Genomic DNA, 24694 nt, shown 5'->3' with positions numbered 1-24694 from the left:
CGGCGGCGGGGTTTGCGCTCACGCTGCGGCCCGTCAGACTTTTTCGACTTCAGGCCGGCCGAGCAGGCCGGTCGGAAGGAAGATCAGCACGACGATCAGGATCGAAAACGCCGCGACGTCCTTGTACTCGACCGAGAAGTAGGCCGACCACAGCGTCTCGATCAGCCCGATCAGCAGTCCGCCCAGCATCGCGCCGGGCAGTGAGCCGATGCCGCCGAGCACGGCGGCGGTGAATGCCTTGATGCCGGCGACGAAGCCCATGAAGAAATCGACCAGACCGTAATAGAGCAGGTACATCATGCCGGCGACCGCGGCGAGCGCCGCGCCGATCACGAAGGTCATGGAGATGGTGCGGTCGACGTCGACGCCGAGCAGCGAGGCCATGGTCTGGTCCTGCTCGCAGGCGCGCATGTCGCGGCCGAGCCGCGTGCTCGATACCAGCCAGGTGAACAGCGCGAGCAACACGACGGTCGTGATCACCACGATGATCTGGATGTTGGACAGTTGCACCACGAAGCCGCCGGCACCCTCATGCAGCGTGTAGCCGCCGGTGATGATCGGCGGCACCGGTTTTACGCGCGCCCCCTGTGCGACTTGCGAATAATTGGTCAGCACGAATGACATACCGATGGCCGACAGCATCGGGGCGAGGCGGAACGAATGCCGCAGCGGCCGGTAGGCGATGCGCTCCACCGTCCAGCCATACAGCGCGGTGATCGCCATCGATACCAGGAGCACGATCAGCAGGATCAGGGGGATTGCGGTCAGGCCGAACGAAACCAGGATCAGGAACGTGATCAGGGCAATGAAGCCGCCGATCATGAAAATATCGCCATGGGCGAAATTGATCATGCCGACAATGCCATAGACCATGGTGTAGCCGATGGCGATCAGGCCGTAGATCGAGCCGAGCACGAGGCCGTTGATCAGTTGCTGGGCGAAATAATCCATGCGCTGCCGTAGGAGCCTGTTCGGCTGAGCGAACAGGCTCTAGTTTTGTTTTGACGCGTTTTCTTCACGCGAACCGGTACCCACTTCGCTCGAAAACGCTACGTCGAGGTCAACGCGCCGAGGCCCCCGGCAGCCTTGATCGACGCGTCGTGTCGTTTTCTTACAGTTTGGAACCGGGGGCGGCAACAGCGGCGGCTGCGGCTTAAAGGGCTTGTACAGAGCTAGTTTTGAGCTGCGGGTTCCCGGAGAGTTCCTTGGGTCACAATGCCAACACGGCTTTGCCGCGCAATCATCCCGCCGGAACCGGTGTTCCCTCGCAACCAAAGCCCGGACTTTCCGTTGCCTCTGACTGTGTTCAACAAGGGAGATCCCCCAATGAGCAAGCCGACCCAAAAGCCGGGCCAGCAGAACCAGAATCCGGGTCAGAAGCCCGGCCAGCAGCAGCAGGGCGGCGGTCAAAAGCCCGGTCAGCAGCAACAGGATCCGAGCCGCCGTCAGGGCGAGCGACCCGGCGAGATGCCCGATCAGGACCGGTAGTTCGCAGGACCCGCTGGTTCGAACGTAAGCGAGAGTTACGAAGGCCCCGCCGAAAGGCGGGGCTTTTCCGTTTAGCGGGAAGGCCATGTCTACTCGTCACCCCCGGGCAGAAGCGCGAAGCGCGTCTTCGCGCTAAATGACCCGGGGGTCCATCTTTTTTCAAGAGCGATGGATTGCCGGGTCAAGCCCGGCAATGACATGTGTACTCCAGCCGGTCGCGAGCAAATTAAGGTAAACAAAGGGTTTAAATTGCCGCTCGCCGTTTAAGGGAGTTACGTCGCCGTCAGCCCGCCGCCTCGAATCGCGGCGGGGCCAACGGGAAGCGACATGGCCAAACACTGGCGGATCAGTTCACTCAGCGGCGCGCTGCTGGCGGCGTATTTCATTCCGGCCTGGACCCTGATCGCGTTCAAGATCATGGTTTCGCCGATCCACGGCCTCTACGACCGCCCCAACATTTCGCTCGCCTTGTTCGTCAGCGATCATCTGCAACTGGCGGGCACGGCGACCGTCCGTTTCGCCTGGCTATTGGCGCTCGGGCGCATGACGGTCGTGGCGTTCTTTGCGGTCTTTCTGGTGTTCCTGACCCGCGCCGCGATCCGCAGGAGTGGCGGCTGCAATGAAGCGCTCGGCATGGCGCTGGCGTTCGGCAGCGTCATCAGCTTTGCGGGCGTGCTGATGGCGTCGCAGGCCGGTGAGACCGCCGCCCTTCGAATGCATGCGGCCGAACTGTTGATGATGCTCGGCACGGTGATCGTGATGCTGGTCGAGGCGCCGGCGCAGAAGCCGGCGGATGCCGGCGCCGGCTCGGGCGAGCTATCCCTTCAGCAAACCTAGTTCGGCGACGATCCCTGCGGCTTCCTTGACGGCGTGGTTGGCCGCGGGCACGCCGCAATAGATCGCCTGCTGCAGGATGATTTCCTTGATATCGTCGGGCGTGAAGCCGCCCTCGCTGAGCGCTGCGCGCACATGCAGGCGGAATTCATCCCATTGGCCGAGCGCGACCATGGTGCCGATCACCAGCACGCGCCTTGTGTGGTGATCGAAATGCGGCCGGGTCCAGATATCGCCCCATGCATAGCGGGTGATCAGGTCCTGAAAATCGGTGTTGAACGCGTTGCGGTTCTTGATCGATTTGTCGACCCATTCATTGCCGAGCACCTTGCGGCGCTGGGTCATGCCGTTCTCGCGGCGCTTGTCATCGTCCATGGGATTCTCTCCTTTCGTCATTGCGAGGAGCGAAGCGACGAAGCAATCCATTCTTCCTTCCTTAGCAGAGAGATGGACTGCTTCGCTGCGCTCGCAATGACGGCTGCTAGCGTTGCGTCAGGAAGCCGACCACCGCGTCGGTGAAGGCGTGCGGCTGCTCGACATTGGAAATATGCGCGGCGTCCAAAATCGTCATGCTGGCGCCGGGAATCTGGCTGCGGATGTATTCGCCGGCCGCAACCGGCGTCGACATGTCGTGGCGTCCGGCGATCACCAATGTCGGGCTTTTGATCTTCGGCAGCATCTCGCGGTTATCCAGCGTCGACAGCGCCTCGCAGCAGGCGAGGTAGCCCTCGACCGGTGTTGCCAGCATCATCGCCTTCATGTTGGCGGTGATCTGCGGTTCGCGCTCGCGAAAATCCGCAGTCAGCCAGCCGCCGATTACGGTGTCGGCGACCGCGGCGATGCCGCCTTCCTTCACCGCCTTGATGCGGTTGTGCCAGTTGGTCGGGTCCGGATAGTGGCAAGCGGTGTTGGCGAGAATGAGTTTGCCGAATCTATCAGGCGCATTGGCGCCGAGCCATTGCCCGACCATGCCGCCCATCGACAGCCCGCACCAATGCGTCTTGGCGATGTTGAGATCGTCGAGGATCGCCAGCACGTCGCGGCCGAAGCGTTCCATCGAATAGGGGCCCGGCGGCACGCCGGATTTGCCGTGGCCGCGCCGGTCGTATCGGATGACGCGAAACACCTGCGTCAACGCCTTCATCTGCGGCTCCCACATCTGCATGGTCGAGCCCAGCGAATTCGACAGCATCAGCGTCGGTCCGCCGTCGCGGCCTTCGACGGATACGTTGAGCAGGCACCCGTCGGCGTTGATCATCGGCATGGAATTTCTCCGGTCTCTTACGTGTCCAGTGAAGCGAGCAGGCGGTCGATCAGGGCTTGCGAGGCGCCCTGATAGGCCATTGGCTCGAACAGTTTTGCGATCGTCCCGGCGCTGAGCTGCGCGGTGATTCTTGCATCCGACGTCAGCACGTCGCGCAGATGTTGCTTGCCGGCGACCGCTTTCTTGCTGGCCGCCTCGATCAGATGATGCGCGTCGCTCTTGCCGATCTTCTCAGCCAGCGCGAACGTCACCGCTTCCGCCATGATCAGCCCATCGGTGGCGTCGAGATTGGCGCGCATCCGCGCCACATCGACTTCCAGTCCCTCGGCGATATCGACGATGGCGGCAAGCGCCCCGGAAGTAACCAGTAACAAGGTCGGCAGGGTCGGCCATTCCGCATGCCAGGGACCGGCGCTGCGTTCATGGTCCTGCACCTGGGCGGCAAAAACCGTCGCCGCGAGATTGGGCGCCATGGTGGCGGCGGCGAGCGCGGTCGCGGCCGCCACGGGGTTGCGCTTGTGCGGCATGGTGGAGGAGCCGCCGCGGCCTTCGCCTGACGGCTCAAAGGCTTCGCCGACGTCGGTCTGCATCATCAACGAGACATCGCGGGCGATTTTGCCGCAGCTGCCGGCGAGAATGGCGAGCACGGATGCGGCCTCCGCGATGCGGTCGCGGTGGGTGTGCCAGGGCGCCTCGGGCAGCGGCAGTTTCAGCTCCTGCGCCAGCTTTTCGGCGACCAGCAATCCCTTGTCGCCGAGCGCGGCGAGCGTGCCGGCGGCGCCGCCGAACTGCAGCGCCAGCGTCTCGCTGCGCAGCCGCCGCAGCCGAGCCTGCGAGCGGTGCAGGGCTGCGGCATATTCGGCAAGCTTGAGCCCGAACGGCATCGGCAGCGCATGCTGCAGCCAGGTGCGGCCGACCACCGCGGTGTTGCGGTGCTGGCGCGCCAGTTTGGCAAAGCCCGCGATGGCGCGGGCGGTGTCGTCAAGCAGCGCATCGATGCCGGCGCGCAGGCCGAGCATGGCGCCGGTATCGATCACGTCCTGGCTGGTCGCGCCCCAATGCACGTAGCGCGCAGCATCGGCATCCAGCTTTGCCACATCAGCCGTCAGCGCCTTGACCAGCGGGATTGCGAGGTTGCCCGACCGCGTCGCGGCCTCGGCCAGTGCGGCGAGGTCGAATGATTCGGCTTTGCAGGCGCTGGCGATCGGGCCCGCCGCGCTGCCGGGAATGACGCCTGTCGCTGCTTCCGCACGGGCCAGCGCGGCCTCGAAATCCAGCATGTTCTGCAGGCATGCGGCATCGTCGCACACCGCGCGCATCGCGGCGCTCGACAGCATCGGGGCAAGCAGCGGGGACAGGGACGTGCTCATCGGTGCGGACCTAACCATTCCAAGTTGGCGTTGCCAACCGGGTTGGTCACACCAACCGGGTTGGCTCTGCCAATGCCCCGGATTATCCGGCCGTATCCGGGTCACAACACCGGGAGCCAAAATTTGCGGCATTGCGGCGATCCCTGCTGGCTTTGCGAATATGCATCGCTCGTCGTCCCAGGGCGGCCTTTCCTTATGCGCGGCCGTGCATTACTTGGAAGAACAGTTTTGAAGCGTTACAGGAGGCACCACCATGGCCATGACGATGAACGGCGAAGTCCAGCTTGCGGCGCCGCGCGAGGCCGTGTGGGCCAAATTGAACGATCCGGAGGTGCTGAAGGTCTGCATCCCCGGCTGCGAGGAGCTTGAGAAGACCGAGGACAACGGCTTCCGCGCCACCGCCAAAATGAAGGTCGGCCCGGTCTCCGCCCGCTTCAAGGGCAAGGTCACGCTGAGCGATCTCGACCCGCCCAACGGCTACAAGATCTCGGGCGAAGGCGAGGGCGGCGTTGCCGGTTTCGCCAAGGGCGGCGCCACGGTGGCGCTGGCCGAAAAGGATGGCGGCACCTTGCTCACCTATAATGTCGAGGCCCAGATCGGCGGCAAGTTGGCCCAGCTCGGACAGCGCCTGATCAACGGCTCGGCCAAGAAACTGGCCGACGAGTTCTTCGCCAATTTCGCCAAGGCGGTGCAGGGCTGATCCAGGGTTGAGGCTGGCTGCCTCTTGGGCCCGCCCAAGATTCCCGCCTCAAGTCCAGCCCGAATATCCCGTCAAGAGTCCCGCTAAGCCGCATCTGGCCATGCCGGAAGTGAGTGACTGCCAAGGTTGCTCATTGCCGGGATGGCCCATAATATGGCCTTGGAACGATTTTAAACGCCTGCACAGCCGATATGCGGCAGTGCAGCTCAAGAGAGTGCTGATGGCCAAGATTTCCCTGATCGTGAACGGCAATCCCGTAAACGCCAATGTCGACTCCCGTACCCTCCTGGTCCAGTTTCTCCGCGAAAACCTGCGGCTGACGGGCACCCATGTCGGCTGCGATACCTCGCAGTGCGGCGCCTGCGTCGTCCATCTCGACGGCAAGGCGGTCAAATCCTGCACCACGCTGGCGGTCATGGCCGACGGCCATGAAGTGCGGACCATCGAGGGCCTGGCCGCCGACGGCGCGCCGCTGCATCCGATGCAGGAAGCGTTCCGTGAGCACCACGGCCTGCAATGCGGCTTCTGCACCCCCGGCATGATCATGACGGCGGTCGACTTGGTGCACCGCAAGGGCAACGACCTTTCGGACCACGTCATTCGCGAAGAGCTCGAAGGCAATCTGTGCCGCTGCACCGGCTATCAGAACATCGTGACCTCGATCGCCGCCGGCGCCAAGGCGATGGCCAAATCCGACCTAGCTTAAATCCGACCTGGCTTAAAGTCCGCCTCGCATCATCGAATTCATCGCGACCGCGATCAGGAAGTTCTCATGTACGAATTCAAATATCATCGCCCCGCGACCGTGCGTCAGGCCGCCAATCTCCTGGTGAAGAACGAGGACGCCAAGGTGATCGCCGGCGGCCACACGCTGGTGCCGGTCATGAAGCAGCGGCTCGCCAGCCCGCCGCATCTGGTCGATCTCTCCCATATCGAAGGCCTCGACGGCATCGAGATGAAGGGCCGTTCGCTGGTGATCGGAGCCACCGCCAAGCACGCCGCGGTCGCGACCTCGGCTGTCGTCGGCGAAGCGATTCCGGCGCTGGCCGAACTCGCCGGCATGATCGGCGATCCCGCGGTGCGCCACAAAGGTACCATCGGCGGCTCGCTCGCCAACAATGATCCGACCGCGGATTATCCCGCCGCGGTGCTGGCGCTCGGGGCCACCATCGTCACCAACAAGCGCCGCCTCAAGGCCGAAGAATTCTTCCAGGGCCTGTTCACGACGGCGCTCGAAAGCGACGAGATCATCACCAAGGTGATGTTCCCGGTGCCGAAGAAGGCGGCCTATATCAAATTCCGCAACCAGGCCTCGCGCTACGCGCTGGTGGGCGTGTTCGTCGCCAAGCGTCCGTCGGATGTCCGCGTCGCGGTCACCGGCGCCGGTTCGGACGGCGTGTTCCGCGCCGAACCGTTCGAAGAGGCGTTGAAGAAGCGCTTCTCGCACAAGGTGCTCGACGGCGTTTCCGTTCCGGCCGAAGGGCTGAACAGCGACCTGCACGGCAGCGCCGAATATCGCGCGCATCTGATCGGGGTGCTGACGCGCCGCGCCGTCGAAGCCGCGACGGCGAAGTAAGTTTGCCGTTTCCCGGCTCAGCAAGATTGGCTTTGTCATGAGTGCATCGGCGCTACCGAAATCCGTCGATGCGATGCAGGAATTGCTGACCTCGCGCGGCTACCTCGCCGAGCGATCGCTGGCGACGGTGACCTACCTGTCGCTGCGGATGGGACGGCCGCTGTTCCTCGAAGGCGAGGCCGGCGTCGGCAAGACCGAAATCGCAAAAGTGCTGTCGGCCGCCCTTGGCCGCAAGCTGATCCGTCTGCAGTGCTACGAAGGCCTCGACGTCGCCTCCGCGGTCTACGAGTGGAATAGCGCCGCGCAGATGATCGCGATCCGGCTGGCGGAAGCCGGCGGCGACACCGACCGCGACCAGCTTTCCAGCGATATTTTCGCCGAGCGTTTCCTGATCAAGCGGCCGCTGCTGCAGGCGCTGGAGCCCGATGTGGCCGGCGCGCCCGTGCTGCTGATTGACGAACTCGACCGCGCCGACGAAGCCTTCGAGGCGTATCTTCTGGAAATCCTCTCGGACTTCCAGGTGACGATCCCGGAATTCGGCACCGTGAAGGCGCCGCAATCGCCAATCGTCATCATCACCTCGAACCGCACCCGCGAAATCCACGACGCGCTGAAGCGCCGCTGCCTCTATCACTGGGTCGACTATCCCAATGCCGAGCGCGAGCTTGCGATCGTCAAATCGCGCGTGCCGGATATTTCCGCGAAACTGTCGCAGCAGGTGGTGCGCTTCGTGCAGGCGCTGCGCGATCAGGATTTCTACAAGTCGCCCGGGGTAGCCGAGACCATCGACTGGGCCACCGCGCTGACCGAACTCGACGCCCGCTCGCTGACGCCGCAAGTCGTCGGCGACACGCTGGGCGCGCTCCTGAAATACCAGGACGACATCGCGCGGATGCGGGGCGACACGCTGCAGAAGGTTTTGAAGGAAGCGACGAGCGATACCTGATCGTCATTCCGGGTTCGATGCTGACGCATCGCCCCGGAATGACGAAAGTAGAGTTGTCCAATGGCCGCCATCAACCACCTCACGCCCCCGACGGGCCAAATGGCCGACAACGTCATCGGCTTTGCCCGCGCGCTGCGCGCTGCGGGGATTCCGGTCGGGCCGGGCGCGGTCATCGATGCGCTCAACGCGCTGCAGGTGATCGAGATCGGCAACCGCGCCGATGTCTACGCCACGCTGGAAGCGATCTTCGTCAAGCGCCATGAACATGCGCTGATTTTCAAGCAGGCCTTCGACCTGTTCTTCCGCGCCGCCGAAGAGTGGAAGTCGATGCTGGATTCGGTGCCGCTGCCGGACCATGCCAAGAAAAAACCGCCGCCGGCCTCGCGGCGTGTGCAGGAGGCGTTGGCGCAACCCTCGATGCGCGAGGAGGCCCCGCAGGCCCAGGAGCAGGAACTGCGGCTGTCCGTCTCCGACAAGGAGATTTTGCAGAAGAAGGATTTTGCGCAGATGAGCGCGGCCGAGATCGCCGAAGTGACGCGCGCGATTGCGGACATGCGATTGCCGCAAGCCGAGTTGCGCACCCGCCGCTACCAGCCGGACGCGCGCGGACTCAAGCTCGACATGCGCCGGACGCTGCGCGCGTCCTTGCGCACCGGCGGCGAGATCATCGACATCCGAAAGCTGGGGCGGATCGACAAGCCGGCGCCGATCGTGGCGCTGCTCGATATCTCCGGGTCGATGAGCGAATACACCCGCCTGTTCCTGCATTTCCTCCATGCCATCACCGACGCCCGCAAACGCGTCTCGGTGTTCCTGTTCGGCACCCGCCTGACCAACGTGACGCGCTCGTTGCGGGCGCGCGATCCCGACGAGGCGCTGGCGCGCTGTTCGTCCTCGGTTGAGGACTGGGCCGGCGGCACAAGGATCGCCACCTCGCTGCACTCGTTCAACAAATTATGGGGCCGCCGCGTGCTCGGGCAGGGCGCCATCGTGCTCTTGATCTCGGACGGGCTGGAGCGCGAGGCCGACGACAAACTGGCATTCGAGATGGACCGGCTGCATAGGTCCTGCCGCCGCCTGATCTGGCTCAACCCGCTATTGCGCTATGGCGGCTTCGAGGCCAAGGCACAGGGCATCAAAATGATGCTGCCGCACGTTGACGAATTCCGCCCGGTGCATAATTTGAGTTCAATGGAAGGGCTGATTGCGGCGCTTTCGGCGCCGCCTCCGCCCCATCATCGCAGCGTGATCCGATCGGCAGCTTGAAAAGAGGCCCGCTATGCTCAATCGCGACGAAGACATCCTGCAGGCCGCCGAGGCCTGGCAAAAGGCCGGTCATGGGGTTGCATTGGCGACCGTGGTCGAAACCTGGGGTTCGGCGCCGCGCCCGGCCGGCTCCAGCCTGGTCATCAATGACGACGGCACGTTCTTAGGGTCGGTGTCCGGCGGCTGCGTCGAAGGCGCCGTCGTCACCGAGGCGCTCGACGTGATCGCGAGCGGCCAGCCCAAGATGCTGGAATTCGGCGTGGCCGACGAGACCGCCTGGAATGTTGGTCTAAGCTGCGGCGGCACCATCCGCGTCTTCGTCGAGAAGGTAGCCCAGTCGTGAAGCTACAAACTCTTTCCGAAGTGAACATCGAGCGCGCCGCGCGGCGGCCGGTGATCGTGATCACCGATACCGCCAATGGCGACCAGCGCCTCGTCAAGGCAAAAGACATCGCGACCGATCCCCTGCGGGTTGAGCTTTCAAAGCAGTTGCGCATGGGAAAGAGCGGCATGATCGAGGCCGCCGGCAAGAAGCTGTTCCTCAACGTCTACGCGCCGACCGCCAGACTCGTCATCGTCGGCGCTGTCCATATCAGCCAGGCGCTGGCGCCGCTGGCGCGCTCGCTGGATTACGATGTGACGGTGGTGGATCCGCGCACGGCGTTCGCGAGTCCCGAGCGGTTTCCGGATGTGCCGCTGATCGCGGAATGGCCTGACGTCGCGCTGCCGCCGCTCAATGTCGATCATTACACGGCGTTCGTCGCGGTCACGCACGATCCCAAGATCGACGATCCGGCGCTGCTGCATGCCTTTGCGCGCGACTGCTTCTATATCGGCGCGCTGGGCTCGCGAAAGACCCATGCCAAGCGTGCCGAGCGGCTAAAGGCGCAGGGCGCATCGGACGCCGACATCGCGCGCATTCACGCGCCGATCGGCCTCAACATCGGCGCGGTGTCGCCGTCGGAGATCGCGGTCTCGATCATGGCCGAGATCACCGCCGAGCTGCGGCTGCCGAAGGAAAACGTGAAAGAGCAGGCGGCATGAAATTCGGCCCCGCCAATCCGGCCGACGCGATTGGCAGCGTCACCGTGCATACGCTGCGCCAGGGCGCGCTGGTGCTCAAGAAGGGCACGACCATTGGTCCCGGTGAAGTCGAGGCGCTGACCAGGGCCGGCGTCAAGGAAATCGTGGTGGTGCGGCTGGAAGACGGCGACGTCTCCGAAGACGTCGCGGCCGCCAGCATCGCGCAGGCGGTGGCGGGCGAAGGCGTCAATGTCGAGCGCGCCTTTACCGGCCGCTCCAATCTGTTCGCCGCGCAAGCCGGTGTGCTGGTCGTCGACCGCGCCGCGGTCGACCGCATCAACGGCGTCGATGAAGCCATTACCTTTGCGACGCTTGCCGCCTTCAAGCCGGTGGTCGAAGGTGAGATGATCGCGACGGTCAAACTCATTCCGTTCGGCGTCGAAGCGAAACTGCGCGACGCTGCCGTTGCCGTTGCCGGCAAGAACGCGCTGCGGATTGCGCCCTACACCATCAAGCGTGTCGGCGTGGTCTCGACCCTGCTGCCGGGGCTGGCACCGAAGGTGATCGAGAAAACCTTGCGCGTCACCGCCGAGCGGCTGGCGCCGGCGGGCGCCGCCATCATCGCCGAGCGCCGCGTGCCGCATGACGAGACCGTGCTCGCCGCCTCGATCAAGGAGTTGCTCGGCCTCGGCGCCGAACTCGTGATCGTTTTCGGCGCGTCCGCAATTGCCGACCGCCGCGACGTGATCCCGGCCGCGATCACTGAGATCGGCGGCGCGATCGAGCATTTCGGCATGCCGGTCGATCCCGGCAATCTGCTGCTGATCGGCAGCGCCGGCGGCGTGCCTGTATTGGGCGCGCCGGGCTGCGCGCGCTCGCCGGTCGAGAACGGATTCGACTGGGTGCTGATGCGCCTGCTCGCAGGCCTGAAGGTGACGCGCGCCGAACTCACCGGCATGGGTGTCGGCGGCCTCTTGATGGAGATCGTCACAAGACCGCAGCCGCGCACCGTTGCCGACACCGAAGCCAGCCGCAATGTCGCCGCCATCGTGCTCGCGGCCGGGCGTTCGACGCGGATGGGCGGACCCAACAAGCTGCTCGCCGAACTCGACGGCAACAAGCTGGTACGCACTGTGACCGAGCACGCGCTGGCCTCGAAGGCGACCGAGGTGATCGTCGTCACCGGCCATCAGGCCGATCTGGTCGAGCAGGCATTGGCAGGTCTCAAGGTAAAATTCGTCCGCAACCCGGATTTCGCCGGTGGGCTCGCAAGCTCCGTCAAGGCCGGCATCGGGGCGGTGCCCGCGAATGCCGACGGCGCGCTGGTGTGCCTCGGCGACATGCCGCTGATCGATGCCAAGTTGATCGACCGGTTGATCGAGGCGTTCGAGCCCGATCGTGGCCATCTGATCGCCGTCCCGGTCAGCGACGGAAGGCGCGGCAATCCGGTGCTGTGGTCGCGGCGTTTCTTCCGCGAATTGATGACGCTGGATGGCGACGTCGGCGCCCGCCATTTGATCGCCAAGCACGCCGAGGCCGTGGCTGAAGTCCCGGTCGAGGGCGAAAGCGCGTTTCTCGACATCGATACGCCACAGGCGCTCGAGGCGGCACGCCGGGGGTAGGCGAACTCTGTCCATGTCGTCCCGGCCTTGAGCCGGGACGACGAATGGACACATCCGTTGTCGCGTCGCAGCCCTTTTCAACCTTCCGTTCACCAAGTCTCAACTCCCTCCCGGCTAGATTCCGCCCGCTGTCTTGGGGGATGGGGCCTTGATCGTTTCGACCGCGGCCGCGCAACGCCGCGCGCTGTTCATTCTTGCGTTCACTTTGGTGATCGGCGCGTCGCGTTTTGCGACTGAGAGCCTTGTGACCAAGGCCTCGGCGGCCGGCGCATTCGCGGTCGGCAAATGCGGCGCCTATGGCCAGGCCTATGACTATCCAGCTGAAGCCACCGCGCGCGCGGCGGCGCTGAAGCAGTGCAAGGGCGACTGCACCGCCGTGACCATGAAGCGCGCCTGCGCCGCGCTTGCGATCGACATGAAAAACCCCTGCGGTGCCCATGGGTATGCCGTGAAGCCGAAGATATCGAGCTCGCTCAATGCCGCGACCAAGAAGTGCTACGAATTCGGCGGCAAGGAATGCGTGATCCGCGCCTGGGCCTGCGACGCCAAGGGGTGATACGCTGGCCTCATCCCTGATACACTGACCTCATCCTGAGGAGCGCGCTCTTGCGCGCGTCTCGAAGGATGGACGCGGGCTCCCATGGTTCGAGACGGCGCTAACGCGCCTCCTCACCATGAGGGACTGAGCTCTCAGGAATTCTTGGCGCGGGTGAAACTTCCATGCAATTCGACACCAAAATCGCGGTCGTGATCCGGACCGATCTCGAACCTTGGCAGAAGCTCAACGTGGCTTCGTTTCTGGTCGGCGGCATTGCCGCTTCTTTTCCCGAATGTATCGGCGAGCCCTATGGCGACGGCTCCGGCACCAAATATCTTTCGCTGATCGGCCAGCCGATCCTGATCTATGGCGCCGATCGCGCCGCGCTGTCGCGCGCGCTCGAACGCGCGCTGGCGCGCAACGTGACGCCTGCGGTCTATACCGAGGACATGTTCAAGACCACGCATGACGCCGCCAACCGCGAGGTGGTGAAAGCGGTGATCCGCGCCGAACTCAATCTCGTGGGGCTCGCCATGCGCGCCGAGCGCAAGGTGATCGACAAGATCGTCGATGGGTTGAAGTTTCACAGCTAGCTCGTGTCGAGTCTGGCGCTTTGCCGTCAGGCGGAATCGCCGCCGCCGCCCGCAGCGCCCGCGCCGATTCCCGACCCGATCGAGGTGCCGATCACAGGACCCAGAAAAACGCTGGCGGGCTGGCTCGCGAGATACGCGCGGATCATGCCCAAAGAGAGCATTCCGCCGGTGACGTGATCGAGATATTCGATACCAAGTTCACGAATTTCACGGCTTGAATTGGTCATGTTTCACCCCTGCGACCTTCGGTGAGATTCACGCTCACCTGAGGCCGCTGGGATACGCCAATCCAGGCTGACTTTATGTGCCTGACGTCACGCTGGTTCCGGCAAGATGGCTGCGGCCAGTTCAGGCCGGCGGCAAGCCGAGCGCCTGTCCGGCCTCGATCCAGACCGGCAATTCGCGCTGATACAAGGCGTTGCTTTCCTTGAAGCCGATTGCCGGTTCGAGCACGAAGGTAGCCAGAATTTCCTTCACCTTCGGATCGTTATTGGCGGCCACGCAGAGTTCGGACAACCGGTCGACGATCGGCTGCGGCGTCGCCTTCGGCACCGCCCAGCCCGAAAAGCCGCTGACGGTGAAGAATTTCGAGGTCGCGCCGAGTTCAGGCAGGGTCTTGACGTTAGGAATCGCGTCGACCTTCTTGGAATGCACCGCGAACACGACGCCGGCGTTGCTTTGCAGGACGGATTGCGCGGCCGTGTAGCTGCCCATCGCGACGTCGAGGGTGCCGTCCGCGATGCCCGTCCACATCGGCGCTTCACCCCGGTAGTGGATCGGCTCGATGTTGAGACCATACTGCTTGTTGAGTTCATTGATGGTGATGTGCGGGGAGGAGCCGGCGCTGTAGGTGCCGAAGTTCATCTTGCCGCTCTTGCGCGCGAAAGCGACGAAGTCGTCGAATGTCTTGATGCCGGATTTCGTGCTTGCGACCAGCAGCAGCCCGGCGCCCGGGATGATGCTGACGAGTGCCAGGTCCTTGTCCATGTCATAGCCGGGGTTCTTCATCATGACCCGGTTCATCACAAAGGTCGTCGAGATCGAGCACAGGATGGTGTGGCCATCCGGCTCCGCGCGCGCGACTTCCTGAGCGCCGATCGAACCGGAAGCGCCCGCCTTGTTTTCGACGACGACGGTCTTTCCCACCTGCCTGGAGATGTAATCGCCGAAGCCGCGCGCCAACAGGTCGGTCTGCCCGCCCGCCGGATAGCTGCAGACCATGCGGATTTGCCGCGACGGCCACGCGCCTTGCGCCGAGGCTCCGCGCAACAGGAATGGCGACGCAAAAGCAGCGGTACCGGCCGCGATGAAGTGACGGCGACTGAATTTCGTTGACATGATTCCTCCCTGAATTGGCGGGGAGGGTATCGCATCGTCCGGCTTCCGCCATGCGTGAAAGACGGGACAGATTGGCGCAGTGCAGCGAATACCGGAGTGTCCCGCGGTGAATATGCATGATCGCGTGCGCTTCATTGTTCGATTTTGCGCGTAAGACCGCGGGTGCAGCGCGCATCCGGCATCTCCGCGCTCTAATCGAGGGCAATCTGTTCAAGGACTCGGGGCGTGTCGCGCCGCGGAGGCGAGCCCGTGTTCGGGTCGCGCGAGTGCGTGGCGAGATGGATTGCTTCGCTGCGCTCGCAATGACGGCTGAACGACCAAATCCTCACGGGGACGTGAAAACGGCAGCTTCAGCCCGATATTGACAATGACTGACCGGTCAGTCATATAGCGGATATGAGCAAAACACGCCCCAGCACCCGACGCCCGTCCAAACCGGCCGCAAGCCGCGTTGTGAGCAGGGCTGCCGCCGCCAAAACGCCAAAAGTGGTCTCGGCGAAGGTCGAGTCCACAAAGCCCGCCTCGAACCGGGCCGAACGCGCCGCCGAGCGGCGAGGGGCCATCATCGAGGCGGCGATGGACGAATTCATCGCGCGCGGCTTTGCGGCCACAAGGCTCGACGACGTCGCCAAGCGGGCAGGCGTCGCCAAGGGCACGATCTATCTGCACTTCAAGGACAAGGAGGCGCTGTTCGAGGAATTGATCCGGACCGCGATCGTACCCTTGGTCAACCGTCTTGCCGCAGCAGGGCCGCCGCCGGCTGGCGCCTCGATCCGGGACATGGTGGAGAACTTTGCCCGCGCCTTCATCCATGACGTGGTGACGACGCGGCGCGGCGACATCGTGCGCCTGATCGTTGCCGAAGGACCGCGATTTCCCGATATCGCCGATTTCTACTACCGCGAAGTGGTCTCGAAGGGGATCGCCGGCATGCGCGCGCTGATCGAACTCGGCGTCGCGCGTGGCGAAATCCAGCAGAAGAATCTGGCGCGCTTTCCGCAGATCCTCGTGGCGCCCGCCATCGTCGCGATCATCTGGCAAAGCCTGTTCAGCAAACACGCGCCACTCGATGCGAACGAGATGTTTCGCGTTCATCTCGATCTGATTTTTGGCGAACGGAGGACGACATGACTTCGTCGCGCAAGACCTTTTTGAGAGCGTCGACCATTTTCACCGTGCTCGCGCTGGCCGCCGTGCTGGCCGGCTGCAAGGAGCGCAGGGATCCCGGCTTTCAGGGCTGGGTCGAAGCCGACATGATCTTCGTCAGCCCCGACGAATCCGGGCGCGTGACCAAGCTCAGCGTGCGGGAGGGCGACGAAGTGAAGCCCGGCATGCAGATCTATTCGGTCGATGACGAACTGCAGAAGGCCGATCTCAACCAGAACAATGCGACGCTGGCCAATGCCCAGCAGACCTATGACCGTGCGGCATCTTTGTCCAAGACCGGTTCGGGCACCCAGGCCAATCTCGACTCCGCGGTCTCGGCGCTCCGGGTGGCGGAGGCGCGGGTCAACACTTCGCAGACGCGGCTGGCCCGGCGCAACGGTTTCGCGCCGGTCGCCGGCACCGTTCAGCAGATCTACTTTCGCGAGGGCGAGATGGTGCCGGCGCAGCGGCCGGTGTTGTCGATCATGCCGCCCGGCAACATGAAGCTGCGCTTCTTCGTTCCGGAGACGCAACTGCCGAAGCTTGCGATCGGCGACGAGGTCAAGGTGACCTGCGACAATTGCGCGGGCGATCTTACCGCAAAAATCTACTTCATCGCGACGACAGCGGAATATACCCCGCCGGTGATCTACAGCCTCGATGAGCGAAACAAGCTCGTCTACCTGATCCAGGCGCGACCGAACAAGCCGGCCAGTCTGCGCGTCGGGCAGCCGATCAGCGTGTTCGTCAATGCGCCGATACCGGTGGCGGACAAGCGATGAATTCCGCCCCATCAACCGCGCCCGCTTTTGCGATCAATGTCGAGGGTCTGTCGAAATCGTTTGGCGGCCGGGCGGTCGTGCAAAACCTCTCGATGCAGGTCAAGCGCGGCTCGATCTACGGCTTCCTCGGCCCCAACGGGTCCGGCAAGACCACGACCATCCGCATGCTCTGCGGCTTGCTGACGCCGGATTCCGGCGAGGGCACTTGCCTCGGCTACGACATCCGCCGCGAGGCCGACAAGATCAAGCGCCAGGTCGGCTACATGACGCAGCGCTTCAGCCTGTATCAGGACCTCTCGGTGCGCGAAAACCTGGAATTCGTGGCGCGGCTTTACGGCCTGCCCAAAGCGCGGCAAGCGGCGCGCGACATGATCCAGCGCATCGGCCTCAACGGCCGCGAGGAGCAGCTCGCCGGCGAACTTTCCGGCGGCTGGAAGCAGCGGCTGGCGCTCGGCGCCTGCACGCTCCCAAACCCGCAATTGCTGCTGCTGGACGAGCCGACCGCCGGCGTCGATCCCAAGGCGCGGCGCGATTTCTGGAACGAGATCCATGCGCTCGCAGCCGACGGCCTGACGGTGCTGGTCTCCACCCATTACATGGACGAGGCCGAGCGCTGTCACGAGATCGCCTATATCGCCTACGGAAATCTGCTGGCGCATGGCACGGTCGATGAGGTGATCGCGCAATCGGCGTTGTCGACCTGGACGGTCACCGGCGCCGATCTCAATGGTCTTGCCGCTGAACTGTCCGGCAAGCCCGGCGTCGACATGGTGGCGCCGTTCGGCACCAGCCTGCACGTCTCCGGCCGCGACAAGGCCGCGCTCGAAGCCAGCGTCGCGCCCTACAGGGATAACAGGGGGTGGAACTGGCAGCATGGAGCTCCGTCGCTGGAAGACGTGTTCATCGACCTGATGAGCCGCTCAAAGGACAATTTCCAATGAGTACGACCGATACAAGCAGCGGACGCCGCAATGTGCGGGAGCCGTCATTCGGTTTCTGGTGGCGCAGCTATGCGATGCTGGTGAAGGAATTCATCCAGCTCCGCCGCGACCGGGTCTCGTTCGCGATGATCGTGATGCTGCCGGTGATGCAGCTCGTGCTGTTCGGCTTTGCGATCAACACCACGCCGCGCCATTTGCCGACCGCGGTGTTGCTGCAGGAAGACAGCGACCTGGCGCGCTCGATTCTGAAGGCGATGGAGAACACCGCCTATTTCCGCTTTACCCATGAAGTCCACAGCGTCGCCGAGTTCGACGATCTCCTGCAATCCGGCAAGGTGCTGTTCGGCGTCGAAATCCCGCGCGGCTTTGAGCGCGCGGTGCGGCGCGGCGATCATCCGGCGCTGCTGGTCGCCGCCGATGCGACCGATCCGGTGGCGGCGGGCTCGGCGCTGGGCACGCTCAACGGCATCGTGCAGACCGCATTGGCGCACGACCTGCAGGCGGGCGATCCGCCATCGACGCCGTTCGAGATCCGCGCCCATTCGCGCTACAATCCGGCAGCGTCCTCGCGGCTCAACATCGTGCCGGGCCTGGTCGGCACCATCCTGACCATGACCATGCTGATCTTCACGGCGCTGTCGGTGACCCGTGAGATCGAGCGCGGCACCATGGAGAGCCTGCTGTCGATGCCGATCAAGCCGGTCGAGGTGATGTTCGGCAAGATCATACCTTACGTGATCGTTGGTTTCGTTCAGGCAACGCTGATCATCGGCATCGGCGTGCTGCTGTTTGGCGTGCCCATTCTCGGCAGCCTGGCCACGCTGGCGTTGCTGACGACGCTGTTCATCACCACCAATCTTGCGATCGGCTACACCTTCTCGACCATCGTGCAGAACCAGTTGCAGGCGATGCAGCTGTCGATGATGTTCTTCCTGCCCAGCATTCTGTTGTCCGGCTTCATGTTTCCGTTCGCCGGCATGCCGAGATGGGCGCAATATATCGGCGAGTGTCTGCCGCTGACGCATTTCGTCCGCATCGTTCGCGCCATCATGCTGAAGGGCGCGACCATCCAGAATTTGCAGTACGACACCATTGCTCTCATTGCACTGATGCTTTTGGCGATGACGATCGCCGTGACCCGCTTCCGTCGCACGCTCGATTGATGCAGGATATGATACGCGACGTCATTCCGGAACGCCTTGAAGAGGCGAACCCGGAATCTCGAGATTCCGGGTTGCGCATCGGAATGACAGGGTGGGGAAATGTTCGGTTTCTGGGGCAACACAAGCGAGAAGCCGGTGGTATCCGCTGATTTTCAGCGCGCGCTGACGCAGCAGATCCTGCGCACCGAGCTGATCCGGATCAAGGCGCTGATCGGGACCACCGTCCTGATCGGGGCGCTGATTCTCATCGTCCATGTGTTCGATCCCAATGCGATCCAGAAGCTCTGGCACGGCCGGTTCGATCCGAGCGAGCTCTTCATCGTCCTCGTCCCGTTCGTTCTGTTCGAACTCTGGGTCCACTCCGTCATCACCCGGCACCTCGGCAAGGACCAGGACCTGCCGGTTTACCGGCGCTATGTCGGTGTGCTGGTCGAAACCTCGATGCCGACGCTCGCTTTGGCGATGCACATCGACAGCATGGGTCCGGTGGACGCGCTCGGCTTCGCGGTGCCGCTGACCTATTTCATCTTCGTCATTCTCTCGACGCTGCGGCTGGATTTCTGGCTCTCGACCTTCACCGGGTTCGTTGCCGCGGCCCAGCTGCTTGCCATGGCGATGCTCTATCATCGTACCGGCAGCGCCGATCCGCCGCCTGATCTGTATTATCACGCGGTGCGCAGCGTTATCATCCTGATTTGCGGGATGCTGGCGGGCGCGGTCGGCGTTCAATTGCGCCGGCAGTTCGAGGCCAGCATCCTCGCCGCGACCGCGCGCGACCGCATCACCAACCTGTTCGGTCAGCACGTCTCGCCGCAGGTGGTCGAGCGGCTGATGGCCGAGGGTGCGGCGACCGGCAGCGAAATCCGGCGTGTCGCGGTCATGTTCGTCGATTTTCGCAGTTTTACCTCGGGCGCCAGCACCCGTACCCCGCAGGAAGTGGTGGACCGTCTCGATGGCGCGTTCGCGGTGCTGGTCGACATCCTCGATCGCCATGGCGGTATCGTGAACAAGTTTCTCGGCGACGGCTTCCTGGCCCTGTTCGGCGCCCCCTTCGACGCAGGCAACGCCGCGCAGCATGCGGTGGCGGCTGCGCGCGAGATGCTTGAGGCGAACGAGCGCGCCAACCAGGCGTCCAGCTGGCCGCTGCGCATCGGCATCGGCATCCACGTCGGCGAGGTCGTCGCCGGCAATATCGGCTCGCCGCGGCGCAAGGAATACACTGTGATCGGCGACACCGTGAATTTCGCCAGCCGGCTCGAGGCGCTCAACAAGGATTTCAATTCCCAGTTCCTGATCTCGGCGGCGGTCCATGACGCGCTCGGAGAGGAATGTCGCGATGCAGTCGCGCTCGGCGAAGTGCCGGTCAGAGGATATGAGCGACCGGTGACGGTCTGGAAAGTGGCATAGGGCATGATCCGGAAAAGTGGAAACCGGTTTTCCGAAACGATCATGCCCCAACAAAAAGTGAGATAGCAATGCAACGGCGTTACATCACCGTCGACGTGTTCACCGATCGCGCCTTCGGCGGCAATCCGCTTGCCGTAGTGCTCGATGCCGGCGGGTTGTCCACGGCGCAGATGCAGGCGATCGCCAGAGAATTCAATTATTCCGAGACCACTTTCGTGCTGCCGCCGGTGGACCGCGCGAACGACGCGCAGGTTCGTATCTTCACCGTGAACCGCGAGCTTCCGTTTGCCGGCCATCCCAATGTCGGCACCGCCTACGTGCTGGCGACGCAGGCTGCAAAACCGCCGGCGCGCCTCTTGTTCGAGGAGGGGGCGGGTCTCGTCCCGGTCGAGATTGCGACCGAGCAGGGCAGGGTCGTCAGCACCGAATTCACGGCGCCGCAGCCGCTGAAGCGGATGTCGCATCTCAGTGCCGAACAGGCGGCTTCCTGCCTGTCGCTACCGGCGAGCGAGGTAAAGCAAGACCGGCATCCGCCGCAGATCATCTCGGTCGGGCTGGCGTTCCTCGCCGTCGAACTCACCTCGCGCGAGGCGCTGCGCCGCGCGAAGCCGAATGCGGAGGGGTTCGCAAAAACCTTCCCGTGCGACGGCAGCGATGCGGTCTATTTCTATACGCGCGACGTGCCGCCTGGCGAAACACCCTGCGAGTTGCAGGCGCGGATGTTTCATCCCGGCGCCAGCGGTCTTTCCGAGGATCCCGCCACCGGCAGCGCCACCGCCGCCTGCGCGGCGCTGCTCGCGGACATCGATCCGTTGAAAGATGGCGAACTGAAACGAACGATCGGCCAGGGCGTCGACATGGGGCGGCCGAGCCTGCTGCTGACGCGCGTCCGCAAGCAAAACGGCGCGATCGCCTCCATCCATGTCGGCGGCGCCAGCGTGCAAATGATGGAAGGGACGTTCCGCCTGGCCGGCGAGGGGTGAGAAAATCGTCGCCCTCCTCGTCATTCCGGGATGCGCCACTTGGCGCAGGCCCGGAATCCATCGAGCCGCATAGTTCGTATTGTCATGGATTCCGGGCTCGCGCTCCGCGCGCCCCGGAATGACGACTAGACTTGCTTCGCCGCCAAATTCTCGATCCTCACGCCATCGCGGTCTTCGATGATCTCGGCGATCCATTGGCGGTGGCACTGCTGATGGTCGCGCTCGTAACAGAGAATGCAGACCGGACCGGATTTCTTCACCAGCGCTGACAATTCGTCGAGTTCTTCCCTGGCCTGCGTGGTCTTCAGATGCGCCGAATAGATCTTGTGCAGCAAACCGAACTTGCCGCTGCGCGCCGCCTCGCGGCCGGTTTTCGGCGTACCCAGCCCCTTCAGATGCAGATAGGAAATGCCGCGCTCGTCAAGGCCGGCCGCGAGCTGGTTCTTGGAAAAGCCCGGCCGCCGTGACGCGGCCACCGCGCGCACGTCCACCAGCAGCTTGACGCCGGCGCTTTCCAGTTCATCGAGCACGGCCTTGGCCGGCGTCTGCTCATAGCCGATGGTGAAGAGGCGATTCCTGCGTGCCATGTCGATGTCCCGGCGCCGTTATGTCCCGGCGTCAGGCTAAGTCACCCCGCAACGGATTTCCATAACCGCGGAGGTTATGCCGCAGCTGCCCGGCCGCCAGATGCGTTGCCGCCGGGGGCGCCATGTCGCATAGTCGCGAAAACAGCGCCTGTTGATGGCCGGTTATATCGGGGGAAATACGATGCATGGATTTTGTCGCTCGCTGGCATGGATGGCCGCCATCGCGTTGCTGGTTTGCGGCGGCGCAGCGCGGGCGCAGGGCACCTATCCCGACCGGGCCGTGAAAATCATCGTCCCGATCGGTCCCGGGGGCAGCTACGATCTGGTCGGGCGGCAGATTGCCGACGTGCTTGCGAAACGCATGGGACAGGGCTTCGTGGTCGAGAACAAGCCCGGCGCCGGCACCGTCGTGGGGACGCAGGCCGCGAGCCAGAGCGAGCCGGACGGCTATACGCTTGTCGTCGGCGGGCTCTCCAACATGGCCTTTAATTCGGCGCTGTACTCCAAGCTCGGCTACGATCCGCTGAAGGATTTCGTGCCCGTCGCGCTGGTCTACAAGTTCGGCTATGTGATGGTCGGCCGCAAGGATCTGCCGCAGCCCAAGCTGGCGGATATCGTCGCCGCGGCGAAGGCCAGCCCGGGCTCGATCTCGGTGGCGACCGCCGGCGTCGGCACCGGGCAGCAACTGGTGGCGGCGGCCTTCATGAAAGCTGCGGGCGTGAAGCTGCTGGAAGTGCCCTACAAGGGCTCGCCGCCGGCGTTCACCGATCTGCTGGCGGGCCGCATCGATCTGTTCTTCGACTCGATGGCGGCAGGCCTGCCCCATGTGCAGTCCGGGCAGGCGAAGGGCATCGCCGTGCTGGCGTCCAAACGCAGCCCGCTGGCGCCTGACGTGCCGACGATGTCGGAAGCCGGCGTTCCCGGTCTCGACGTCGATTCCTGGCTCGGAATCTTTGCGCCCGCCAAGACGCCGCCGGAGGTGATCGCAAAACTGCGCCGCGATATCCGCGCCTCATTGCCCGACCTCAAGGAGCGCTTCGAGAAGAGCGGCGGCGAGGTCTGGGACCTGCCGGACGACAAGCTCAATGCCTTTGTCGCGTCCGAATACGAGACCTGGACAAAATTGATCCGCGAGGCCGGCATCAAGCTCGATTGAGCTTCGCTCGAAACGCTGTTGTCTATTTCACCCGCTCGATCAATTCCATGGCGCCTGCGGGCGCGCGCACCTTGCCCTCGTGGATCACGTAGGCGAAGACGTCGCGCGGCGCCTTCTTCGGCTTGGCCGCATCGACGCGCGGCAGGTCGTCGGGTTCACTTCCCGAAGCCCAGGCCTGAAACCGCTTCGCCCAGGCGTCGAGCTGTTTTGGCGGGTAGCAGGTCTTGAGTTCGTCATTGCCCTTCTGCAGCCGCGCATAGACGAAGTCGCTCGCGATGTCGGCGATCGCCGGATATTTGCCGTGCTCGGCGAACACGACAGGCGTTTCGAACTTTCGCAGCAGCGCGATGAAATCGGGCACGCAGAAACTGTCGTGGCGGACCTCGACCACGTGACGCAGCGCGCGGCCTTCGAGTTTGCGCGGCAGCAGTTCGAGGAACTTGCCGAAATCCGCCTCGTCGAACTTCTTGGTCGGCGCGAATTGCCACAGCACGGGGCCGAGCCGGTCGCCGAGTTCGAGCACGCCTGAATCATAGAACCGCTTCACGGAGTCGCCGGCTTCCGCCAGCACGCGCCTGTTGGTGGCGAAGCGCGGTCCCTTCAACGAGAACACGAAACCGTCGGGCACTTCACGCGCCCATTTGCGAAAACTCTCCGGCTTCTGCGAGCCGTAATAGGTGCCGTTGATCTCGATCGAGGTCAGCTTCGACGCGGCGTAGGACAACTCCTTCGCCTGCGTCAGCTTCTCTGGATAAAATACACCGCGCCACGGCTCGAAGGTCCAGCCGCCGATGCCGATAAAGATGTTGCCGCTGTTCTTGGCGGACGATTTTGCAGGTTTGCTCACCGGGGGCTCGTTACGAAGGAGGGATGATTGCGGGCCGATCTTAATCCAGATCGGGCCTAATTGGCCAGATTGCCGCAGGCAAAGATGAGCGCCCGGAAGTGCGGGATAGAAGCCGGGCGCTGCGGCGCGATATATGGACACAGACGCCGGTTCAGCCGACAATACACGCAGAACTTGGCGCGCCAATTGCAAACCTTTGCAACAGTAGCAGGCCGCAGTCCCAGGAACTTTTCCGTTCATATCGACGCAGGTTCGGAGTTGGCTACGAGCGGATACATGACAAGCAAACATCAACCATCGCAACGAGAGACCAAGGGCGGCGGGCAAGCCCAGTTCGGAGCCTTGCTGATGACCGACGGTGGAACGCAGCGGAGCGGGCCGCCGTCGCTGTTCCATGGCCTCACCGAGTCCGAAATCGCGCAGGTGTTGGGCTCCGGAAAACGCAAAGTGCTCTACCGCGGCGCCCAGCTGTTCAGCCAGGGCAGTCCGCAGGACGGCATCTTCCTGATCGAGAGCGGCCGCATCAAAGTGTTCTACATCGCCCCATCGGGCCGCGAGATCACGCTCGCCTATTGGCACTCCGGCAATTTCGTCGGCGGCCCCGAGGTCTTCAAGCAAGGCCTGCACATTTGGTCGGGGGTCGCCGCCGTCAACAGCACCGTGCTGCATTTGCCGGGCGATATCCTGCGCCGGATGGTGCTTACGATCCCCGCGCTCGCGATCGGAATCATCGAGGGCCTGACTTTCAAGGGCCAGTGCTATTCGGCACTCGCCCAGATGCTCGGGACGCGCTCGCCGACCGAAAGGCTGGCGCAACTGCTGCTGCATCTGATGAACCTGTACGGCGTTGAAGAACGCGAGGGGTCGCTCATTGCCGCCTCATTCACGCATGCCGATCTCGCGCACATGACCGGCGTGACGCGGCAATCCGTCACCATCAGCCTGAAGCGATTCACCGAGCTGGGAATCCTGCACGCGCACGGCTCAAACCTCGTCATCAAGGACGCGGCAAGGCTGAGCGATATCCGCGACGGCAAGCTCGCCAAGGCCGCGGCCTCTGACGAGATCTGAGGCGAGGGACTAAGCGAGTCCCGCGTCAAACCGCCGCTGATGTCGGCGGGCTT

General features: G+C 63.8%; 28 protein-coding genes. 20 read left to right on the top strand and 8 right to left on the bottom strand.

Going from position 1 to position 24694, the window contains the following annotated elements; genetic code table 11:
- Positions 1-33: 33 nt before the first annotated feature.
- On the bottom strand, positions 34-951 hold the full coding sequence (locus JQ575_RS30905; protein WP_212036966.1) for an ABC transporter permease subunit: 918 nt from the start codon (positions 949-951) through the stop codon (positions 34-36).
- A 375-nt stretch (positions 952-1326) separates the two neighbouring features.
- Here JQ575_RS30905 and JQ575_RS30900 point away from each other — a divergent pair, with 375 nt between their 5' ends.
- The gene (locus JQ575_RS30900; RefSeq protein WP_192734121.1) at positions 1327-1488 is read left to right on the top strand and encodes a hypothetical protein; all 162 of its coding nucleotides are present in this window, start codon (positions 1327-1329) and stop codon (positions 1486-1488) included.
- Between the two features lie 327 nt (positions 1489-1815).
- Positions 1816-2325, top strand: a complete 510-nt coding sequence (locus JQ575_RS30895; RefSeq protein ID WP_212036965.1) for a hypothetical protein — start codon at positions 1816-1818, stop codon at positions 2323-2325.
- Here JQ575_RS30895 and JQ575_RS30890 read toward each other — a convergent pair.
- The 3 genes from JQ575_RS30890 to JQ575_RS30880 all read right to left on the bottom strand — a co-directional run bounded on the left by JQ575_RS30890 (position 2305) and on the right by JQ575_RS30880 (position 4956).
- Positions 2305-2697: a carboxymuconolactone decarboxylase family protein gene (locus JQ575_RS30890; protein WP_212036964.1), complete on the bottom strand. Its 393-nt coding sequence runs from the start codon at positions 2695-2697 to the stop codon at positions 2305-2307. The two genes, JQ575_RS30895 and JQ575_RS30890, sit on opposite strands and share 21 nt — an antisense overlap.
- Before the next feature lie 106 nt (positions 2698-2803).
- Positions 2804-3586, bottom strand: a complete 783-nt coding sequence (gene pcaD, locus JQ575_RS30885) for a 3-oxoadipate enol-lactonase (protein ID WP_212036963.1) — start codon at positions 3584-3586, stop codon at positions 2804-2806.
- Between the two features lie 17 nt (positions 3587-3603).
- Positions 3604-4956, bottom strand: coding sequence for a 3-carboxy-cis,cis-muconate cycloisomerase (locus JQ575_RS30880; protein ID WP_212036962.1), 1353 nt, complete (start codon positions 4954-4956; stop codon positions 3604-3606).
- 253 nt (positions 4957-5209) lie between these two features.
- On the opposite strand from JQ575_RS30880, the gene JQ575_RS30875 reads away from it, so the two are divergent.
- The 10 genes from JQ575_RS30875 to JQ575_RS30830 all read left to right on the top strand — a co-directional run bounded on the left by JQ575_RS30875 (position 5210) and on the right by JQ575_RS30830 (position 13220).
- Positions 5210-5656, top strand: a complete 447-nt coding sequence (locus JQ575_RS30875; RefSeq protein WP_212036961.1) for a carbon monoxide dehydrogenase subunit G — start codon at positions 5210-5212, stop codon at positions 5654-5656.
- A 220-nt stretch (positions 5657-5876) separates the two neighbouring features.
- On the top strand, positions 5877-6362 hold the full coding sequence (locus tag JQ575_RS30870; RefSeq protein WP_212036960.1) for a (2Fe-2S)-binding protein: 486 nt from the start codon (positions 5877-5879) through the stop codon (positions 6360-6362).
- A 66-nt stretch (positions 6363-6428) separates the two neighbouring features.
- Positions 6429-7232, top strand: a complete 804-nt coding sequence (locus JQ575_RS30865) for a xanthine dehydrogenase family protein subunit M (protein WP_211996304.1) — start codon at positions 6429-6431, stop codon at positions 7230-7232.
- Between the two features lie 37 nt (positions 7233-7269).
- Positions 7270-8178: a MoxR family ATPase gene (locus JQ575_RS30860; protein ID WP_212036959.1), complete on the top strand. Its 909-nt coding sequence runs from the start codon at positions 7270-7272 to the stop codon at positions 8176-8178.
- 60 nt (positions 8179-8238) lie between these two features.
- Positions 8239-9444 carry a VWA domain-containing protein gene (locus JQ575_RS30855; RefSeq protein WP_212036958.1) on the top strand — a complete coding sequence of 402 codons (1206 nt, stop codon included), beginning with the start codon at positions 8239-8241 and terminating at the stop codon, positions 9442-9444.
- A gap of 13 nt (positions 9445-9457) precedes the next feature.
- The gene (locus JQ575_RS30850; RefSeq protein ID WP_212036957.1) at positions 9458-9787 is read left to right on the top strand and encodes an XdhC family protein; all 330 of its coding nucleotides are present in this window, start codon (positions 9458-9460) and stop codon (positions 9785-9787) included.
- Complete coding sequence (locus JQ575_RS30845) at positions 9784-10488, top strand: XdhC family protein (protein ID WP_212036956.1); 705 nt, start codon at positions 9784-9786, stop codon at positions 10486-10488. Before JQ575_RS30850 ends, JQ575_RS30845 begins: the two co-directional genes overlap by 4 nt.
- Entirely contained in the window at positions 10485-12089 is a 1605-nt protein-coding gene (locus JQ575_RS30840) for an NTP transferase domain-containing protein (protein WP_212036955.1), read from the top strand. The genes JQ575_RS30845 and JQ575_RS30840 overlap by 4 nt, the downstream gene beginning before the upstream one ends.
- Before the next feature lie 151 nt (positions 12090-12240).
- Positions 12241-12645 carry a DUF4189 domain-containing protein gene (locus tag JQ575_RS30835; RefSeq protein ID WP_409364840.1) on the top strand — a complete coding sequence of 135 codons (405 nt, stop codon included), beginning with the start codon at positions 12241-12243 and terminating at the stop codon, positions 12643-12645.
- Positions 12646-12809: 164 nt separating this feature from the next.
- The gene (locus JQ575_RS30830; RefSeq protein WP_212036953.1) at positions 12810-13220 is read left to right on the top strand and encodes a DUF2000 family protein; all 411 of its coding nucleotides are present in this window, start codon (positions 12810-12812) and stop codon (positions 13218-13220) included.
- A 26-nt stretch (positions 13221-13246) separates the two neighbouring features.
- Here JQ575_RS30830 and JQ575_RS30825 read toward each other — a convergent pair whose 3' ends face one another.
- Positions 13247-13447, bottom strand: a complete 201-nt coding sequence (locus JQ575_RS30825) for a hypothetical protein (RefSeq protein WP_212036952.1) — start codon at positions 13445-13447, stop codon at positions 13247-13249.
- Positions 13448-13568: 121 nt separating this feature from the next.
- Positions 13569-14558: a tripartite tricarboxylate transporter substrate binding protein gene (locus JQ575_RS30820; RefSeq protein ID WP_212036951.1), complete on the bottom strand. Its 990-nt coding sequence runs from the start codon at positions 14556-14558 to the stop codon at positions 13569-13571.
- 396 nt (positions 14559-14954) lie between these two features.
- Here JQ575_RS30820 and JQ575_RS30815 point away from each other — a divergent pair, with 396 nt between their 5' ends.
- From JQ575_RS30815 to JQ575_RS30790, 6 genes are all read left to right on the top strand, one after another.
- Positions 14955-15689: a TetR/AcrR family transcriptional regulator gene (locus tag JQ575_RS30815; protein ID WP_212036950.1), complete on the top strand. Its 735-nt coding sequence runs from the start codon at positions 14955-14957 to the stop codon at positions 15687-15689.
- The gene (locus tag JQ575_RS30810) at positions 15686-16486 is read left to right on the top strand and encodes an HlyD family secretion protein (RefSeq protein ID WP_212036949.1); all 801 of its coding nucleotides are present in this window, start codon (positions 15686-15688) and stop codon (positions 16484-16486) included. The genes JQ575_RS30815 and JQ575_RS30810 overlap by 4 nt, the downstream gene beginning before the upstream one ends.
- Complete coding sequence (locus JQ575_RS30805) at positions 16483-17427, top strand: ABC transporter ATP-binding protein (protein WP_212036948.1); 945 nt, start codon at positions 16483-16485, stop codon at positions 17425-17427. Before JQ575_RS30810 ends, JQ575_RS30805 begins: the two co-directional genes overlap by 4 nt.
- Entirely contained in the window at positions 17424-18590 is a 1167-nt protein-coding gene (locus JQ575_RS30800) for an ABC transporter permease (RefSeq protein ID WP_212036947.1), read from the top strand. The genes JQ575_RS30805 and JQ575_RS30800 overlap by 4 nt, the downstream gene beginning before the upstream one ends.
- Positions 18591-18689: 99 nt before the next feature.
- Positions 18690-19997, top strand: a complete 1308-nt coding sequence (locus JQ575_RS30795; protein WP_212036946.1) for an adenylate/guanylate cyclase domain-containing protein — start codon at positions 18690-18692, stop codon at positions 19995-19997.
- Positions 19998-20065: 68 nt separating this feature from the next.
- Entirely contained in the window at positions 20066-20980 is a 915-nt protein-coding gene (locus JQ575_RS30790; protein ID WP_212036945.1) for a PhzF family phenazine biosynthesis protein, read from the top strand.
- 125 nt (positions 20981-21105) lie between these two features.
- Here JQ575_RS30790 and JQ575_RS30785 read toward each other — a convergent pair whose 3' ends face one another.
- Positions 21106-21567: a DUF488 family protein gene (locus tag JQ575_RS30785; protein WP_212036944.1), complete on the bottom strand. Its 462-nt coding sequence runs from the start codon at positions 21565-21567 to the stop codon at positions 21106-21108.
- Positions 21568-21748: 181 nt separating this feature from the next.
- On the opposite strand from JQ575_RS30785, the gene JQ575_RS30780 reads away from it, so the two are divergent.
- Positions 21749-22723, top strand: coding sequence for a tripartite tricarboxylate transporter substrate binding protein (locus JQ575_RS30780; RefSeq protein WP_212036943.1), 975 nt, complete (start codon positions 21749-21751; stop codon positions 22721-22723).
- Positions 22724-22745: 22 nt separating this feature from the next.
- Here JQ575_RS30780 and JQ575_RS30775 read toward each other — a convergent pair whose 3' ends face one another.
- Positions 22746-23570, bottom strand: coding sequence for a DUF72 domain-containing protein (locus JQ575_RS30775; protein WP_212036942.1), 825 nt, complete (start codon positions 23568-23570; stop codon positions 22746-22748).
- Between the two features lie 348 nt (positions 23571-23918).
- Between JQ575_RS30775 and JQ575_RS30770 the strand changes: the two genes are divergently transcribed.
- Positions 23919-24641 carry a Crp/Fnr family transcriptional regulator gene (locus tag JQ575_RS30770; protein WP_249167005.1) on the top strand — a complete coding sequence of 241 codons (723 nt, stop codon included), beginning with the start codon at positions 23919-23921 and terminating at the stop codon, positions 24639-24641.
- The last annotated feature ends 53 nt before the right edge of the window (positions 24642-24694 follow it).

Source organism: Bradyrhizobium sp. JYMT SZCCT0428 (assembly GCF_018131075.1).
Classification (GTDB): Bacteria; Pseudomonadota; Alphaproteobacteria; order Rhizobiales; family Xanthobacteraceae; genus Bradyrhizobium.
Note: the sequence above shows the minus strand (reverse complement) of the source record. Positions and strands in the feature narration are given on the sequence as shown.

What these genes read in the sequence shown, in the direction of transcription:
- JQ575_RS30905 (WP_212036966.1), bottom strand. Translation starts at nt 951, where the DNA reads ATGGATTATTTCGCCCAGCAACTGATCAACGGCCTCGTGCTCGGCTCG.
- JQ575_RS30900 (WP_192734121.1), top strand. Translation starts at nt 1,327, where the DNA reads ATGAGCAAGCCGACCCAAAAGCCGGGCCAGCAGAACCAGAATCCGGGT.
- JQ575_RS30895 (WP_212036965.1), top strand. Translation starts at nt 1,816, where the DNA reads ATGGCCAAACACTGGCGGATCAGTTCACTCAGCGGCGCGCTGCTGGCG.
- JQ575_RS30890 (WP_212036964.1), bottom strand. Translation starts at nt 2,697, where the DNA reads ATGGACGATGACAAGCGCCGCGAGAACGGCATGACCCAGCGCCGCAAG.
- pcaD (WP_212036963.1), bottom strand. Translation starts at nt 3,586, where the DNA reads ATGCCGATGATCAACGCCGACGGGTGCCTGCTCAACGTATCCGTCGAA.
- JQ575_RS30880 (WP_212036962.1), bottom strand. Translation starts at nt 4,956, where the DNA reads ATGAGCACGTCCCTGTCCCCGCTGCTTGCCCCGATGCTGTCGAGCGCC.
- JQ575_RS30875 (WP_212036961.1), top strand. Translation starts at nt 5,210, where the DNA reads ATGGCCATGACGATGAACGGCGAAGTCCAGCTTGCGGCGCCGCGCGAG.
- JQ575_RS30870 (WP_212036960.1), top strand. Translation starts at nt 5,877, where the DNA reads ATGGCCAAGATTTCCCTGATCGTGAACGGCAATCCCGTAAACGCCAAT.
- JQ575_RS30865 (WP_211996304.1), top strand. Translation starts at nt 6,429, where the DNA reads ATGTACGAATTCAAATATCATCGCCCCGCGACCGTGCGTCAGGCCGCC.
- JQ575_RS30860 (WP_212036959.1), top strand. Translation starts at nt 7,270, where the DNA reads ATGAGTGCATCGGCGCTACCGAAATCCGTCGATGCGATGCAGGAATTG.
- JQ575_RS30855 (WP_212036958.1), top strand. Translation starts at nt 8,239, where the DNA reads ATGGCCGCCATCAACCACCTCACGCCCCCGACGGGCCAAATGGCCGAC.
- JQ575_RS30850 (WP_212036957.1), top strand. Translation starts at nt 9,458, where the DNA reads ATGCTCAATCGCGACGAAGACATCCTGCAGGCCGCCGAGGCCTGGCAA.
- JQ575_RS30840 (WP_212036955.1), top strand. Translation starts at nt 10,485, where the DNA reads ATGAAATTCGGCCCCGCCAATCCGGCCGACGCGATTGGCAGCGTCACC.
- JQ575_RS30830 (WP_212036953.1), top strand. Translation starts at nt 12,810, where the DNA reads ATGCAATTCGACACCAAAATCGCGGTCGTGATCCGGACCGATCTCGAA.
- JQ575_RS30825 (WP_212036952.1), bottom strand. Translation starts at nt 13,447, where the DNA reads ATGACCAATTCAAGCCGTGAAATTCGTGAACTTGGTATCGAATATCTC.
- JQ575_RS30820 (WP_212036951.1), bottom strand. Translation starts at nt 14,558, where the DNA reads ATGTCAACGAAATTCAGTCGCCGTCACTTCATCGCGGCCGGTACCGCT.
- JQ575_RS30815 (WP_212036950.1), top strand. Translation starts at nt 14,955, where the DNA reads ATGAGCAAAACACGCCCCAGCACCCGACGCCCGTCCAAACCGGCCGCA.
- JQ575_RS30810 (WP_212036949.1), top strand. Translation starts at nt 15,686, where the DNA reads ATGACTTCGTCGCGCAAGACCTTTTTGAGAGCGTCGACCATTTTCACC.
- JQ575_RS30805 (WP_212036948.1), top strand. Translation starts at nt 16,483, where the DNA reads ATGAATTCCGCCCCATCAACCGCGCCCGCTTTTGCGATCAATGTCGAG.
- JQ575_RS30800 (WP_212036947.1), top strand. Translation starts at nt 17,424, where the DNA reads ATGAGTACGACCGATACAAGCAGCGGACGCCGCAATGTGCGGGAGCCG.
- JQ575_RS30795 (WP_212036946.1), top strand. Translation starts at nt 18,690, where the DNA reads ATGTTCGGTTTCTGGGGCAACACAAGCGAGAAGCCGGTGGTATCCGCT.
- JQ575_RS30790 (WP_212036945.1), top strand. Translation starts at nt 20,066, where the DNA reads ATGCAACGGCGTTACATCACCGTCGACGTGTTCACCGATCGCGCCTTC.
- JQ575_RS30785 (WP_212036944.1), bottom strand. Translation starts at nt 21,567, where the DNA reads ATGGCACGCAGGAATCGCCTCTTCACCATCGGCTATGAGCAGACGCCG.
- JQ575_RS30780 (WP_212036943.1), top strand. Translation starts at nt 21,749, where the DNA reads ATGCATGGATTTTGTCGCTCGCTGGCATGGATGGCCGCCATCGCGTTG.
- JQ575_RS30770 (WP_249167005.1), top strand. Translation starts at nt 23,919, where the DNA reads ATGACCGACGGTGGAACGCAGCGGAGCGGGCCGCCGTCGCTGTTCCAT.